At 71.4% G+C, this 14,015-nt stretch carries 15 protein-coding genes and 1 pseudogene; 12 read left to right on the top strand and 4 right to left on the bottom strand.

Annotated features, from left to right (window positions below):
• Positions 1-33 precede the first annotated feature (33 nt).
• Positions 34-981: a LysR family transcriptional regulator gene (locus tag FJ657_RS12400; RefSeq protein ID WP_141164044.1), complete on the top strand. Its 948-nt coding sequence runs from the start codon at positions 34-36 to the stop codon at positions 979-981.
• A 24-nt stretch (positions 982-1,005) separates the two neighbouring features.
• Here the strand turns inward: FJ657_RS12400 and FJ657_RS12395 are convergent, their stop codons facing one another.
• Genes FJ657_RS12395 through FJ657_RS12385 form a run of 3 tightly spaced genes read right to left on the bottom strand, consistent with a single transcriptional unit; the run spans position 1,006 to position 2,860 of the window.
• On the bottom strand, positions 1,006-1,332 hold the full coding sequence (locus tag FJ657_RS12395; RefSeq protein WP_141164043.1) for a thiamine-binding protein: 327 nt from the start codon (positions 1,330-1,332) through the stop codon (positions 1,006-1,008).
• Positions 1,329-1,916 (bottom strand): 16S rRNA (guanine(966)-N(2))-methyltransferase RsmD, encoded by a 588-nt coding sequence (gene rsmD, locus FJ657_RS12390; RefSeq protein ID WP_141164042.1) that lies wholly within the window; start codon positions 1,914-1,916, stop codon positions 1,329-1,331. The genes FJ657_RS12395 and rsmD overlap by 4 nt, the downstream gene beginning before the upstream one ends.
• Positions 1,913-2,860, bottom strand: coding sequence for a DMT family transporter (locus tag FJ657_RS12385; RefSeq protein WP_141164041.1), 948 nt, complete (start codon positions 2,858-2,860; stop codon positions 1,913-1,915). The genes rsmD and FJ657_RS12385 overlap by 4 nt, the downstream gene beginning before the upstream one ends.
• 108 nt (positions 2,861-2,968) lie before the next feature.
• Here FJ657_RS12385 and FJ657_RS12380 point away from each other — a divergent pair, with 108 nt between their 5' ends.
• From FJ657_RS12380 to coaD, 3 genes are all read left to right on the top strand, one after another.
• Positions 2,969-4,048 (top strand): magnesium and cobalt transport protein CorA, encoded by a 1,080-nt coding sequence (locus FJ657_RS12380; RefSeq protein ID WP_255447321.1) that lies wholly within the window; start codon positions 2,969-2,971, stop codon positions 4,046-4,048.
• 55 nt (positions 4,049-4,103) lie between these two features.
• Entirely contained in the window at positions 4,104-6,335 is a 2,232-nt protein-coding gene (locus tag FJ657_RS12375; protein ID WP_141164040.1) for an ATP-dependent DNA helicase RecG, read from the top strand.
• A gap of 63 nt (positions 6,336-6,398) precedes the next feature.
• Positions 6,399-6,884, top strand: coding sequence for a pantetheine-phosphate adenylyltransferase (coaD, locus tag FJ657_RS12370; protein WP_141164039.1), 486 nt, complete (start codon positions 6,399-6,401; stop codon positions 6,882-6,884).
• A 108-nt stretch (positions 6,885-6,992) separates the two neighbouring features.
• Here the strand turns inward: coaD and FJ657_RS12365 are convergent, their stop codons facing one another.
• Entirely contained in the window at positions 6,993-8,270 is a 1,278-nt protein-coding gene (locus FJ657_RS12365) for a uracil-xanthine permease family protein (RefSeq protein WP_255447320.1), read from the bottom strand.
• A gap of 142 nt (positions 8,271-8,412) precedes the next feature.
• On the opposite strand from FJ657_RS12365, the gene FJ657_RS12360 reads away from it, so the two are divergent.
• The 8 genes and pseudogenes from FJ657_RS12360 to FJ657_RS17415 all read left to right on the top strand — a co-directional run.
• Positions 8,413-8,712, top strand: a complete 300-nt coding sequence (locus FJ657_RS12360) for a PLDc N-terminal domain-containing protein (protein WP_141164038.1) — start codon at positions 8,413-8,415, stop codon at positions 8,710-8,712.
• Positions 8,713-8,775: 63 nt separating this feature from the next.
• On the top strand, positions 8,776-9,657 hold the full coding sequence (locus FJ657_RS12355; RefSeq protein ID WP_141164037.1) for a siderophore-interacting protein: 882 nt from the start codon (positions 8,776-8,778) through the stop codon (positions 9,655-9,657).
• An 83-nt stretch (positions 9,658-9,740) separates the two neighbouring features.
• The gene (gene fgd / locus FJ657_RS12350) at positions 9,741-10,760 is read left to right on the top strand and encodes a glucose-6-phosphate dehydrogenase (coenzyme-F420) (RefSeq protein WP_141164036.1); all 1,020 of its coding nucleotides are present in this window, start codon (positions 9,741-9,743) and stop codon (positions 10,758-10,760) included.
• Between the two features lie 216 nt (positions 10,761-10,976).
• Complete coding sequence (locus tag FJ657_RS12345; protein ID WP_141164035.1) at positions 10,977-11,657, top strand: hypothetical protein; 681 nt, start codon at positions 10,977-10,979, stop codon at positions 11,655-11,657.
• A gap of 3 nt (positions 11,658-11,660) precedes the next feature.
• The gene (locus FJ657_RS12340; protein WP_141164034.1) at positions 11,661-12,230 is read left to right on the top strand and encodes a GTP-binding protein; all 570 of its coding nucleotides are present in this window, start codon (positions 11,661-11,663) and stop codon (positions 12,228-12,230) included.
• The gene (locus tag FJ657_RS12335; protein ID WP_141164033.1) at positions 12,227-12,658 is read left to right on the top strand and encodes a roadblock/LC7 domain-containing protein; all 432 of its coding nucleotides are present in this window, start codon (positions 12,227-12,229) and stop codon (positions 12,656-12,658) included. Before FJ657_RS12340 ends, FJ657_RS12335 begins: the two co-directional genes overlap by 4 nt.
• Before the next feature lie 89 nt (positions 12,659-12,747).
• Positions 12,748-13,125, top strand: coding sequence for a hypothetical protein (locus FJ657_RS12330; protein WP_141164032.1), 378 nt, complete (start codon positions 12,748-12,750; stop codon positions 13,123-13,125).
• A gap of 489 nt (positions 13,126-13,614) precedes the next feature.
• Positions 13,615-14,015: pseudogene (locus FJ657_RS17415) on the top strand (hypothetical protein); the annotation flags it as partial.

Here is a 14,015-nt window from a genome sequence, read left to right as displayed (position 1 = left end):
CGTCTGTGCTCAGGTACGAGTAAGTTCTGCTTCATGGATTCCGTCCACCTCCGCACGCTGCGCGAACTGCGCGACCGCGGCTCGGTCACGGCCGTGGCGCAGGCGATGCACCTGTCGGCGTCGGCGGTGTCGCAGCAGCTGGCGACGCTGCAGCGGGCGGTCGGCGACGTGCCGCTCACCCGGCAGCAGGGACGGGTGCTCGTGCTGACGCCGGCGGGTCACCGTCTGGCGGATGCGGCGGGCGACGTGCTCGGCGCCCTCGCCCGCGCGCGTGAGACGGTGCAGGAGTACCTCAGCGAGCCGGCCGCGGTCGTGAGCGTCACCGCGTTCCACAGCGTCGGGCTGGCCTGGTTCCCTCAGCTCATCGCCGACACGGTCGCCGCGGCCCGCACCGACCCGGCCGCACCGACGGTGCGCTGCCGCGACGAGGACGTCTCGATCGACGGATTCCCCGACCTCGTCGCCGACCACGACATCGTGATCGCCCACCGTCCGCTCGCGTCCCCGCCCTGGCCCGAGACGCGCGTGACGGTGACGCCGCTGCTGGTCGAGCCGATCGACCTCGCCCTCCCCGTCGACCACCCGCTCGCCCGGCGCGACCGCATCCAGCTCGCCGATCTGGTGGACGCGACCTGGCTCGCCGCCCACGAGGGTTTCGCACTCGAGCCGCTGCTCGTGCAGGCGCACGCCGCGACGACCGGCCGCCCGATCGAGATCGCACACCGCGTCAACGAGTTCAACGTCGCCGCCGGCATCATCGCCGCGACCTCGGTCATCGGGCTGCTGCCCCGGCACACCGGCCTGCCCGACGCCTACCGCGACCGCGTCGTGCTGCGTCCGATCGCCGACCTCACGCTCGGCCGCCACGTGGACGTGCTCACCCGCCCCGAGTCGGCGGCGCGCCGCAGCGTGCAGACGGTCATCGAGCGGCTGAAGGCGATCGCCGCGGCGACGGAGCGCGGCGGGGCCCACGGCGCCTGATCAAGGGCGGGCTCGGGCGAGGGCTCAGCCCTGCGCGGTCTGCTCGTCGATCGCGGCCTCGAGGCGCTCGAGCTTGCCGTCGAGCTCGCCCGTGTGACCGGGGCGGATGTCGGCCTTGAGCACGAGCGAGACGCGCGTGCCGTAGGCGGCGACGGCCTCGGTGGCGCGCTTCACGACATCCATGACCTCATCCCACTCGCCCTCGATCTCGGTGAACATCGAGCTCGTGCGGTTCGGCAGGCCCGACTCGCGCACGATGCGCACGGCCGCGGCGACGGCGTCGTGCACCGAGGCGCTGTCGCCGGTGCCGGCGGGGCCGCCGCTCGGGGCGACGGAGAAGGCGACGATCATGGGGTGGGCTCCTCGTTCGGGGTTGTCGCGATCCAGTGCACGGCCGTGTCGCCGTAGTCCTTGCTGCGTTCGAGTTCGAGGCCGGCGGGCAGCTCGGGCAGCAGATCGCGAGCGGAGCGCTCGATCACGACGAGCGCGTCGTCGGCGAGGACGCCGACGAGCGCCTCGAGGTTGTGCGTCAGCTCCGCGCCGCCGAGGTCGTAGGGCGGGTCGAGGAAGACGAGATCCCAGGGGCCGACCGTTCCGCCGAGGAACGACTGCACGGGCGAGCTCGACACGGTGATCTGCGGGGCGGCGCCACGCGGGGCGGCCCGGCTGACGAGCTTCGCGTTGTCGCGGCCGACGCGCGCGGCGGCGGCGGAGCGGTCGACCAGCACGACCTCGCGCGCGCCGCGGGACGCGGCCTCGAGACCGAGCGCGCCCGACCCCGAGTAGAGGTCGAGCACCCGCATCCCCTCGATCGCGTCGCGGGCCTCGAGCGCGGAGAAGATCGCCTCGCGCACCCGGTCGCTCGTCGGGCGGGTGCCGGCCGGCGGGACCGCCAGCCGCAGCGACCCGGCGAAACCGGAGATGATGCGCGTCACGGCTCCACGCTAGCGTCGCGCGGCGAGGTCGGAGGCGTCGGGGCGATCGTGTCCTCCGCTGTCACGGCGGCGCGAGCCGCGGCCCGCCGCCCCGCCAGCGCCAGCAGCACGACCGCGCCGATCACGATCACCCCGCCGATGAGCTGCACGGAAGAGACGGGATGCCCGAACAGCAGCCCGGTCAGCGCCGTGAACACGACCATGAGGTTGATGTAGATGGATGCCGCCGCCGCGGACACGCGCCGCGTCGCCGTGTTCCAGAGCAGGTACGAGCCGACCGAGGGGAACAGCACGATGAACAGCACCTCGAGCCATCCGCCGCCCGACACCGGCCACGCGACGCCGTGCGCGAGCGCGAACGGCGCCCCGACGACCGCGACGATGAGCGCCTGAACGGCGGTGCTCGTGATCGGGGGCACCGCCGTGAGGCGCCGCCCGAGCAGCGTGTAGATCGACCAGATCGTGATGGCGAGCAACATGATCGCGTCGCCCGGGTTGAGTCCGTGCGCGAGCAGCGCCAGCGGGTCGCCCTTGCTGATCACGAGCAGCACGCCGCCGAGTCCGAGCAGGATGCCCACGACGGTGAGCGGGGTCACGCGCTCGCGCAGGAACACGGCCGCGATGATCACGATCAGCGCTGGGTTCGCGGAGTTGATGAGCGACGCCGACAGCGGGCTCGTGAACTCGAGCGCCGAGTAGAGCGTGAGCGGATAGCCGGCGAGTCCGAGTGCGCCGAGCAGCAGCAGCTTCGGCCAGTGCCGCGCGACCTGACGCCAGGACGGGCGCTCGACGACCTGGGCGATGAGCAGCAGCGGCAGCGCGGCGAGCAGCCAGCGGATCCACGTGAGGCTGACGGGGTCGAGCTCGTCGAGCGCGGCGGCGCCGACGACGAAGTTGCCGGCCCAGAACAGGGTGGCCAGCACGAGGAGGACAGCCGAGCGCATCCCCTCGACGCTAGCGGGCCGGGACGACCGGGGTGAGCTGCCCGGCGCGCCTCCGCGCATCCTGAGCCGTGCCCCCGCTGCGTCGCCGGGCGGGCCTACGATGCTCGCGTGACCGACACCTCACGCCCGACCGCCGCCACCGGCGCGACCGCGGCCCCGCGCATGCCCGCGAGCGTGCTCAAGAACGTCGTCTACGCCGGCGGCGCCCGACTCGCGGCGCCCGGCAGCTTCAACGAGACCTTCCACCTGCTCGACGAGAACCCCGACGCGCTCGCCTGGATCGGCATGCTCAAGCCGAACGAGGCGGATATGGCCGAGCTCGCGGCCGAGTTCGACCTGCATCCGCTCGCGATCGAGGATGCGGTCACCGCCCACCAGCGCGCGAAGATCGAGCGCTACGGCGAGACCCGCTTCATGGTGCTCAAGGCCGCCTACTACGACGACGCCGCCGAGCAGATCGAGTTCGGCGAGCTGCACGTCTTCAGCGGCCAGAACTTCGTCATCACGGTGCGCCACGGCGAGTCGCCGAAGCTGACGCCGGTGCGCGATCGGATGGAGACCACGCCCGAGGCGCTCGCCGAGGGTGCCGAGGCGGTGCTCTACGCGATCCTCGACGCCGTCGTCGACGGCTACCTGCCCGTCGTGAAGGGCCTCGCCAACGACATCGACGAGATCGAGACGCAGGTGTTCGACGGCGACCCGACAGTGTCGAAGCGCATTTACCAGCTCAACCGCGAGGTGATCGAGTTCGACCGCGCCGTGAGCCCGCTCATCGGGATCATCGACGAGCTGTCGTCGGGCTGGGTCGACGGGGACGTGGCCGAGGTGCTCGAGCAGTACCTGCGCGACGTCGCCGACCACGTCGTGCAGGCGAAGGAGCGCATCGACGAGTTCCGGGTGCTGCTGCGCGACATCCTGCAGGTCAACACGAACCTCGTCGGTCAGCGCCAGAACGAGGAGTCGCAGCGGCTCTCGGCCGCCTCGAACCGGCAGGCGGAGGAGGCGCGCCTCATCTCGGCGTGGGCCGCCATCCTGTTCGTGCCCTCGCTCATCGGCTCGATCTACGGCATGAACTTCAAGTACATGCCCGAGCTGAACTGGACCTTCGGCTACCCGCTGGCGATCGGGATCATGGTCGGCTCGGCGGTCGTGCTGTACTTCGTCTTCAAACGGCGCGGCTGGCTGTAGTGCCGCGGCTGGCACCACGTCGCCGCCTGACGGACGCGGTCGGTAGCCTCGGAACGTGACCCCGAGCCCCGCCTCCGCGCACGCGCTCGACGGCGGACCGCTCGAGCGGCGGCTCGCGGCCGTCGTCGGCGACCGCACCGCCGCGGCCTTCGAGCGCGGGCTCGGCCTGCGCACGGTCGGCGACCTGCTGAGCCACTACCCGCGCCGCTACGCCCGCCGCGGCGAGCTGACCGCCCTCGCGAGCCTCGTCGTCGGCGAGGACGTCACGATCGTCGCCGAGGTGCGCAAGGTCAACGAGCGCGTCATGCGGCAGCGCAAGGGATCCATCCTCGAGGTCGAGGTGACCGACGGCAGCGGCATCCTCAGCCTCACCTTCTTCAATCAGGCCTGGCGCTCGCAGCAGCTGAAGCCGGGCGTGCGCGGCATGTTCGCGGGCAAGGTCGGCGACTACCGCGGGCAGCGGCAGCTCGCGCATCCCGACTACGAGCTCTTCGACGCCGACGACCCGCGGGCGGACGCGCTGCGCGCCGGAGGCGACGAAGCGAAGAGCTGGGCCGAGCAGCCCGTGCCGGTCTACCCGGCGACGTCGACGCTGCCGACGTGGAAGATCCAGCAGGCCGTCGAGGTCGTGCTCGACTCCCTGCCCCGACTCGACGATCCGGTTCCGGATGCGGTGCGCCGCGAGCGCGGACTGGTCGACTTCGCGCAGGCGCTCGAGCTCGTGCACCGGCCCGAGAGAGATCGCGACTGGCGTGCCGCGCGCGATGCGCTGCGCTTCCAGGAGGCCTTCGTGCTGCAGTCGGCGCTGCTGCGTCAGCGCGCCGCCCGCCGGGCCGAGGCGGCCGACCCGCGCCATCCCGGTCGGCTGCTCGCCGAGTTCGACGCGGCGCTGCCGTTCCAGCTCACCGGCGACCAGCGGCTCGTGGGGGAGGAGGTCGAGCGCGATCTCGCCTCCGATGCGCCGATGAACCGGCTCGTGCAGGGCGAGGTCGGCTCGGGCAAGACCCTCGTCGCGCTGCGGGCGATGCTCACGGTCGTCGACTCGGGCGGTCAGGCGGCGCTGCTCGCCCCGACGGAGGTGCTCGCCGCGCAGCACCTGCGCTCGATCACCCGCTCGCTCGGCCCCGACCTCGCCGCGCGACTGCGTCCCACGCTGCTGACCGGGCAGCTGACCGCCGCCGAGCGCCGCAAGGCCCTGCTCGCGGTCGCCTCCGGTGGGGCCTCGATCGTCGTCGGCACCCACGCGCTGCTCGGCGACAACGTCAGCTTCGCCGACCTCGGTCTCGTCGTCGTCGACGAGCAGCACCGCTTCGGCGTCGACCAGCGCGAGGCGCTGCGACTCAAGGGGCGCTCACCGCACGTGCTCGTGCTCACGGCGACGCCCATCCCGCGCACGGTCGCGATGACGGTGTTCGGCGACCTCGACATCTCGACGATCTCCGAGCTGCCGGCCGGTCGCACGCCCATCGCCTCCTTCGTCGTCGGCCTCGCCGACCACCCCGGCTGGGAGCGCCGTATCTGGGAGCGGATGTCGGAGGAGCTCGCACAGGGCCGTCAGGCTTTCGTGGTGTGCCCGGCGATCGACGCGAAGACCCCCGACCCGGATCTCGCGCCCGCGCCCGACGACGGACCGGCGCCGGCCGGACAGCCCGGCGCCGACGGCCCTCCGCCGCCCATCGCGGCCGTGCTCACCGTCGTCGAGGAGGTGCGCCGCAACCCGCTGCTCGCCGGGCGCCGCATCGAGGCGCTGCACGGCCGCATGAGCGCCGACGAGAAGGATGCGGTGATGCGCCCCTTCGCCGCCGGCGACATCGATGTGATCGTCGCGACCACAGTGATCGAGGTCGGCGTCGACGTGCCGAACGCCTCGACCATGGTCGTGCTCGACGCCGACCGCTTCGGCGTCTCGCAGCTGCACCAGCTGCGCGGCCGGGTCGGCCGCGGCGGCGTGCCCGGGCTGTGCCTCTTCGTGACGCACGCCGCGCCCGAGACGCTCGCGCGCGAGCGGGTGGATGCGGTCGCGGCGACCCTCGACGGCTTCGAGCTGGCGAACGTCGACCTCGAGCTGCGGCGCGAGGGCGACGTGCTCGGCAGCGCCCAGTCGGGCGGCCGCTCGTCGCTGCGCCTGCTGCGCGTCGCGAAGGACGGCGACCTGATCGGCGACGCCCGCGAGGCCGCAGCCGGGGTGCTCGACGCCGACCCGGCGCTCGCGCAGCATTCCGCGCTCGCCGCCGCTCTCGCCCGTCGGCTCGACGAGGCCGAGGCGGCGTTCCTCGCCAAGGGCTGAGGCTGCGCTGTCCCGTGACCTCCGGTAACAAGATGGTCACAGGGACTCGCTACGCTGGATGCCGTGAGCAGGATCGCCGTCGTCCCCGGTTCCTTCGACCCCGTCACCCTGGGTCACCTCGACGTGATCGAGCGCGCGGCCGGCATCTTCGACCAGCTGCACGTGCTGGTCGTGCACAACCCCGGCAAGACGGCGCTGCTGCCGATCGCGCAGCGCGTCTCGCTCATCCAGGACTCGATCGCCGAGGCGAAGATCTCGGGCGACATCCTCGTCACCAGCTGGAGCGTCGGGCTGCTCGTCGACTACTGCACCGACGTGGGTGCGAGCGTGCTGGTGAAGGGCATCCGCTCGCAGGTGGATGTCGCCTACGAGACCCCGATGGCGATCGTCAACCGCGACCTCGCGGGCGTCGAGACCGTGTTCATGCTGCCCGACCCGGCGCACACGCACGTGTCGTCGTCGCTCGTGCGCCAGGTCGCCGAGCTCGGCGGGGATGTGCGCCCGTACGTTCCGACGCCGGTCGCCGACTACCTGCAGACGCCGCGCTGATCCGGTGCTGACCCCGGGCTGCGTCGCCATGGAGTCGACGCCGAGTCGCCGGCGCTGACGCAGAAGGGCCCCGCCGGTCGGCGGGGCCCTTCTGCTGTGCGCGTCGGCTCAGGTGAGGCGCTCGGACTCGGTGCCGCGCGCCCGTCCGATCAGGCTCATCACGTGGTAGACGACGATCGCCGCGACCGTGCCGAGGATGATGCCGGTGAACTGCATATCGCCCGAGACGAGCGTGAAGTTCGCGATGCCCATGATGAGCGCGACCCCGGCCGTGAGCTGGTTCTTCGGCAGCGAGAAGTCGACCTTATTCTCGACCCAGATGCGCACGCCGATGATGCCGATGAGGCCGTAGAGTGCGGTCGTGACGCCGCCGAGCACGCCCGGCGGCACCGTGTTGATGACGGCGCCGATCTTGGGCGACAGGCCGAGCAGGATCGCGGCGATGCCGGCGACCCAGTACGCGGCGGTCGAGAAGACGCGGGTCGCGGCCATGACGCCGATGTTCTCGCCGTAGGTCGTGGTCGGTGAGCCTCCGCCGATGCCGGCGAGGATCGAGGCGACGCCGTCGGCGAAGAGGGCGCGTCCGGTCAGCGGAGAGAGGTCGCGCTTGGTGAGCTGGCCGACGCCGCGGATGTGGCCGACGTTCTCGGCGATGAGGGCGAGCACGACGGGCAGGAACGCCAGGTAGAGCGGCAGGTGGTCGAGCGTGAAGCTCGGCGTCGTGAACTCGGGCAGGCCGACCCACGGCGCCTTCGCGACCTCGTCGAACTTCACTTCGCCGGCGATGACCGCCGCGATGTATCCGACGACGACGCCGATCACGATCGACAGTCGACCGAGGAAGCCCTTGAACAGCACGGCGGCGAGGATGACGGCGAGCAGCGTGATCAGCGCGATGCCGGGCGATTTGGCGAAGTTGTCGCGGGCCGCCGGGGCGAGGTTGAAGCCGATGAGCGCCACGATGGCGCCGCTGACGATCGGCGGCATGAGCACGTCGATCCAGCGGGTGCCCGAGAAGTGCACGATCGCGCCGACGATCGCCAGCAGCACGCCGACGATGATGACGCCGGCGAGGGCCGACCCACGCCCGCCGGCCGCCGTGGCGGCGCCGATCGGGGCGATGAAGGCGAACGACGAGCCCAGGTAGCTGGGCAGGCGGTTGGCCGTGATGAGGAGGAAGAGCAGGGTGCCGACGCCCGAGAACAGCAGCGTCGTGCTGGTCGGGAATCCGGTGATGAGCGGAACCAGGAACGTCGCGCCGAACATCGCGACGACGTGCTGCACGCCGAAGCCGATCGTGCGCGGCCAGCTCAGGCGCTCCTCGGGGAGCACGATCTCCTGAGACGGCACCGTCTTGCCGTCGCCGTGCAGCTTCCAGATCGCCACGAAGGCCCCTCTCCCGGGCGGCTCCGTGCCGCGCCTCGCACGACATTAGCGGGACGTGCGCGGCCTCCCCGTACCACTCGCGAATGAGCGCATCCTCCGAGCGGCGGATGCGCGGGGTGCGGTCGCTTCCTAGCGTGGAGGCATGCACGTCATCGCTCTGTCCCCGTTCGCCGCAGCCTCGCTCGCGTCGGCGGCGCCCGCTGCCGCCGACGACTCCACGGTCGCCGGTCTCGCCGTCGGCGGGACCATCGCGATCGTGGTGGTCGTGGTGCTGCAGGTCGTGCTCTTCATCGCCGCGCTCATCTCGATCCTGGTGTCGGCGCGCTACACCGGCGGCGGCAAGCTGCTGTGGATCCTGCTCGTGTTCTTCATGCCCTTCCTCGGGCCGCTCGGCTGGTTCCTCGGCGGCCGCAACGCGCAGATCCGCACGAACACGCCGTAGCCCGCGCGGCATCCGCCTCGCTCTCAGCTCGTGGTGGTCTCGGTGAGGTTAGGCTTCCCTTCTATGCCGAAGCTCCCGAGACTCCAGCCGGCCGATCCGCGACTGTTCCGCGCGCAGGTCGTGGCGAGCCGTCGGCTCACCCCGTCGATGCAGCGCGTCACCGTCTCGAGCGCCGAACTGGCCGAGTTCGACTACCTCGGATTCGACCACTGGTTCCGCCTGTTCCTGCAGCTGCCGCACCACGACGAGCTCTTCCTGCCCGCCGTCGAGGGGCGCAAGTGGTGGCAGAACTACCTCGACATCCCCGAAGAGCGCCGCCCGCACTGCGCGAACTACACGGTCGCCGCGTTCCGTCCGGCGGCCGAGGCGGACGACGCGGCCGACCGCGCCGACGGGGAGCGCATCCCGGCCGAGCTCGACATCGACTTCGTGCTGCACCGCAGCGCCGCCGGCGAGCTGGAAGGCGGTGCCGCGATCTGGGCCGACGCCGCGCAGCCCGGCGACAACATGGCCTTCCTCGACCAGGGCGCCCTCTACGACCAGCCCGACGACACGACCGAGGTGCTGATCGTCGCCGACGAGACCGGACTGCCGGGCACCGCCGGCATCCTGGCCTCGCTGCCGGTGGATGCGACGGGCCTGGTCTTGCAGGAGGTCGCGACGCGCGGCGACGTGCGCGAGCTGCCCGGCCCGGTCGGCGTCGAGCGCCGCTGGATCGTGCGCGACGAATCCGCCGACCCCCGCGCGACCCCCGGCCAGGCCGCGCTCGCCGAGCTGCTGCGCGTCGAGGGCCTCGCCGATACGGCGTACGCCTACCTCGTCGGCGAGTCCGACCTCGCGACGAGCGGGCGACGCCATGTGCGCCGCCTCGGCCTCGACAAGGAGCGCATCTTCTTCTCCGGCTACTGGCGTCAGGAGCGCCGCCGGCAGCTGCAGACCGCCTGACGGGCCGCCCCGCCTGCCGCAGCCCCGCTGAGAGCGCGTCCGCGACCCGGCGCATCCCGCCGCCGGAATGACAGGATCGACGGGTGACACTGACACTCGGGTACAAGGCATCGGCCGAGCAGTTCGCCCCGCGCGAGCTCGTCGAGATCGCGGTCGCCGCAGAGGCGCACGGCATGGAGTCGGTGGCGGTGAGCGACCACTTCCAGCCCTGGCGGCACGAGGGCGGTCACGCGCCGTTCTCGCTCGCGTGGATGGCGGCCGTGGGGGAGCGCACCTCGACGATCCGCATCGGCACGAGCGTGATGACGCCGACCTTCCGCTACAACCCGGCCGTCGTCGCCCAGGCCTTCGCCACGATGGGATGCCTGTACCCCGGCCGCATCTTCCTCGGCGTCGGCAGCGGCGAGGCGCTCAACGAGATCGCGACCGGATTCCAGGGCGCGGGCGAGCAGCAGTGGCCCGAGTTCAAGGAGCGCTTCGCCCGCCTGCGCGAGTCGGTGCGGCTCATGCGCGAGCTCTGGAAGGGCGACCGCGTCGACTTCGAGGGGGAGTACTACTCCACGCACGGCGCGTCGATCTACGACGTGCCCGAGGGCGGCATCCCCGTCTACATCGCCGCCGGCGGCCCGATGGTCGCGCGCTACGCCGGCCGTGCGGGCGATGGCTTCATCTGCACCTCCGGCAAGGGCATGGAGCTCTACACGGAGGACCTCATCCCCTCGGTGCTCGAGGGCGCTGAGAAGGCGGGCCGCGACGCGAGCACGATCGACCGGATGATCGAGATCAAGCTCAGCTACGACACCGATCACGACGCCGCGCTCGAGAACACGCGCTTCTGGTCGCCGCTGTCGCTGTCGAAGGAGCAGAAGCACGACATCACCGATCCGCTCGAGATGGAGAAGGCGGCGGATGCGCTGCCGATCGAGCAGATCGCGAAGCGCTGGATCGTCGGCAGCGACCCCGACGCGGTCGTCGCCGAGATCAAGCAGTACGTGGATGCGGGTCTCAACCACCTCGTCTTCCACGCGCCGGGTCACGACCAGCGTCGTTTCCTCGAGCTGTTCGAGCGGGATCTGGCGCCGCGGCTGCGCGCGCTGGGCTGACGCGCTGACCTGACGCGCGGGCTGACGCCCCGAATCGTTTTCGACACCCGTCCGGGGAGTCCTCCTAATGGGGGACTCCCCGTTCTGTCTATCCTCCATGAGACTCGTACCTGTCACACGGAGATCGCGAGCGGGGGCTCGCGTCATCCCGAAGTCTCCGCGTGGCAGGGGAGTTCCAATGCACACGCGAGAGCGTGCCGTCGAGACGATCGCACGATGACGGCCACCTGGGCCCAGGGGGCGCCGACCGAGAGCCGGTACTCCGGCGTCGGCTTCGAGCCCGCGGCCGAGGCCGCCGGCGTCGCCGTGTCCGGCTGGGCGCGCGTCGCCGTGGCGGTGCACGCCGTCGGCCCGACGCCCGCACCCGTCGTCATGCGACTCGACGTCGCCAGCTACGCGCCCATCCTCATCGACTTCCGCGAGCGCGCCTTCGAGGCGAAGCTGCCGATCGGCCAGTACCCCTCGGCGCCCGACAGCGTGCTCGTGCATCAGGCGACCATGGCCGAAGGCGATGCCGCCGTCTTCCCGCTGCCGGGCGCCGACCTCGACAAGCTGCTCTGGCGCGTCGGGTTCACCTGCTTCGGCGACGCCCCCGCCCCGTGGCTGATCCCCGGCGAGCGCTACAAACTCAACCGCTGGCCGAACTTCGTCGAGCTGACGCACCACATGGATCACATCCGCATGGCCGCCGCTCTCGCGAACGCGCACTACTCGGCCGACGAGCTCGCCGCCGCGGCCGGCACCGACCGCTCCTCCGCGCAGCGCCTCATCAACGCCTTCACGCTCATGCGCGTGGTCGAGGCGTCGGCGGTCGCCGCGGTTCCCGTCACCGTTCCGGCGCGCGCCGATGCGCCCCGGAGCCTGTTCCGCCGCCTGCGCGAGAAACTGGGGATGTAACGCATGGCCGAGCACGTCATCCTCTTCGCCGGGCCCATGGGCGCCGGCAAGACGACCGCGATCCGCAGTCTCAGCGAGATCGAGGTGGTCAGCACCGAGGCCGCCAACAGCGAGCGCCACGTCGTCGACAAGGCCACCACCACGGTCGCGCTCGACTACGGCGAGATCACCCTCGGCGACGACGACAAGGTGCGCCTCTACGGCGTTCCCGGTCAGAAGCGCTTCGACTTCATGTGGGCGATCCTGAAGAAGCGCGCCCGCGGCATGATCATGCTCGTCAACGACGACGCCCCCGACGCGGTGCAGACGATGATCGAGTACCTCGACGACTTCCGCGACCTCTACGAGCGCGGCGGCGTCATCGTCGGCGTCTCGCGCACCGACCTCGGCGTCGGCCCCGGCCTCGCCGCGTACTCGGCCGCGCTGCAGGCGCAGCGCCCCGACCTGATCGTCCCCGTCTTCACGGTCGACCCGCGCGACGCCGGCCAGATGCGCACCGTGCTCATGACGCTCATCGCCAACATCGAGATGCGGGCGATGCTCGCCCCGGCTGCGGAGGCGGTCGCACCATGAACCAGCCCATCCACCAGGACCAGTTCGTCATCGGCGAAGGGCACGCCGCCCTCAGCGGGATGTGCGAGCTCGCCCCGTCGACCATCTACGCCGCGCTGCTCACCGACGACGGCTTCGACATCGTGCACGTGTCGCGCACGCAGACCGAGGCGAGCCGCTTCGCGAGCATGTCGAGCTCGATCCAGGCGCTCAGCGACGCGGTCGGACACGAGCTGCGCATCGGCGACAGCGAGTACGTGATCATGGGCAGCGCCCAGGGCCACGTCATCCAGTTGCGCATCCCCGGCCAGCCGATCGTGCTCGCCGCGCTGTTCCAGCCGCACGAGACCCTCGGCAAGGCGCTCTCGACCGCCCGCCTCACCGCCGAGCGTCTCGCCCAGCGTCTGCCCGCCGCGGCGTCCGCCGCGATGGCCGCCCCGAACTTCTGATCTGTCGCGCGCTCGACCGCGCTCGCCGATCAGGACCACCAGAACATCCGAACTCACACGAACACCACAACCCGAAAGAAGAACGAACCATGACCGACATCGCTGCTGTCTCCAACGTCCAGGCCTCGCTCGAGGCGCTCCTGCGCATCGAGGGTGCGAAGGCCGCCGCCCTCGTCGACTCGGGCACCGGCATGCTGCTCGGCGGCGTCGGCTCGGGCATCGACCTCGACGTCGCCGCCGCCGGCAACACCGAGGTCGTGCGCGCCAAGCTGCGCACCGCCAAGGCGCTCGGCCTGGGTGACGCGATCGACGACATCCTCATCACCCTCACCACGCAGTTCCACATCATCCGCCCCATGGCCCGCACCCCCGAGGTCTTCATCTACCTCGTGCTCGACCGCGACCGCTCGAACCTCGCCATGGCGCGCCTCAAGACGAAGGAGATCGAGGGCCAGCTGGCTCTCTGATCCCGCTCTCCTGACCGATCCGCGCGGCCTCGTCCCGGCGCGCACGGATCCTCCGGAACGCAGGCCCCGACGCCCTCGACGGCGGCGGGGCCTGCGTGCGTTGCGGGGGAGGGGTCTTGACGCGCGCGCAGTACTAGGCCGGCCTGGCGCTCATCTCGTCTCGTCTCGTCTCGTCTTGGTTTCGCCGAGGGTACGAACTCAGGCGCGAGAAGTGCCTCGGTGCGTTCGAGACGTCGGTGGAGCGCGCTCCGGGCCTCCGGTCGGGTGTCCCAGGGTGGCGCCCGGTCGGCACCGGCTGAGCACGTATCTGGCCGGCGAGCTGAGGCCGCGCTGACGCGCTGCACGATGTCGGCGGAATGTGCTTCTGAGGAGCGAGCCCGGCGCGCGGAGGGGCGCGAACGGATGTCGGTGGAATGTGCATCTGATCTGCGGTTCTGGTCGACGATGATGGTCCGCGCGGATGTCGGTGGTGGCTGTCAGAGTGCAGGTATGGAGAAGCCCACGACGACACCCGGATGCGACGGCCGAGCGCCGTTCGTTGACGGCGGCGCAGGCGGCTTCGCGGCACCGACTCGTGGTGACGTCGACGGTGGCGCGGCGTCGGTCGGTGGTGTGTCCGGTCGTGACGTGTCGCTGCCGGGGCTGGTGGGTGAGGCGGAATCCGCGGCTCTGAGGCTGGCGGCCGCCCAGGTGGCGGAGGTGCGGATGCTCGCCCGTGCCGGCCAGCTCGCGGAAGCCGAAGCGGCTGGTTCGCCGGCGAATGTGCGGGCGCATGACATGGCGCTCAGGTCGATCGCCGCCGAGATCGGCGGGGTGCTGCGTTCCCCGGACCGGACCGTGCAAAGGCGGATCGGAGAAGCGCGGGAGATCGTGGAGTTCTACCCGGCGGC

It is taken from the genome of Schumannella soli, assembly GCF_006517435.1.
Classification (GTDB): domain Bacteria; phylum Actinomycetota; class Actinomycetes; order Actinomycetales; family Microbacteriaceae; genus Schumannella; species Schumannella soli.
This window is presented reverse-complemented; position numbering and strand designations above follow the sequence as displayed.

What these genes read in the sequence shown, in the direction of transcription:
- FJ657_RS12400 (WP_141164044.1), top strand. Translation starts at nt 34, where the DNA reads ATGGATTCCGTCCACCTCCGCACGCTGCGCGAACTGCGCGACCGCGGC.
- FJ657_RS12395 (WP_141164043.1), bottom strand. Translation starts at nt 1,332, where the DNA reads ATGATCGTCGCCTTCTCCGTCGCCCCGAGCGGCGGCCCCGCCGGCACC.
- FJ657_RS12385 (WP_141164041.1), bottom strand. Translation starts at nt 2,860, where the DNA reads ATGCGCTCGGCTGTCCTCCTCGTGCTGGCCACCCTGTTCTGGGCCGGC.
- FJ657_RS12360 (WP_141164038.1), top strand. Translation starts at nt 8,413, where the DNA reads ATGCACGTCATCGCTCTGTCCCCGTTCGCCGCAGCCTCGCTCGCGTCG.
- FJ657_RS12355 (WP_141164037.1), top strand. Translation starts at nt 8,776, where the DNA reads ATGCCGAAGCTCCCGAGACTCCAGCCGGCCGATCCGCGACTGTTCCGC.
- FJ657_RS12345 (WP_141164035.1), top strand. Translation starts at nt 10,977, where the DNA reads ATGACGGCCACCTGGGCCCAGGGGGCGCCGACCGAGAGCCGGTACTCC.
- FJ657_RS12340 (WP_141164034.1), top strand. Translation starts at nt 11,661, where the DNA reads ATGGCCGAGCACGTCATCCTCTTCGCCGGGCCCATGGGCGCCGGCAAG.
- FJ657_RS12335 (WP_141164033.1), top strand. Translation starts at nt 12,227, where the DNA reads ATGAACCAGCCCATCCACCAGGACCAGTTCGTCATCGGCGAAGGGCAC.
- FJ657_RS12330 (WP_141164032.1), top strand. Translation starts at nt 12,748, where the DNA reads ATGACCGACATCGCTGCTGTCTCCAACGTCCAGGCCTCGCTCGAGGCG.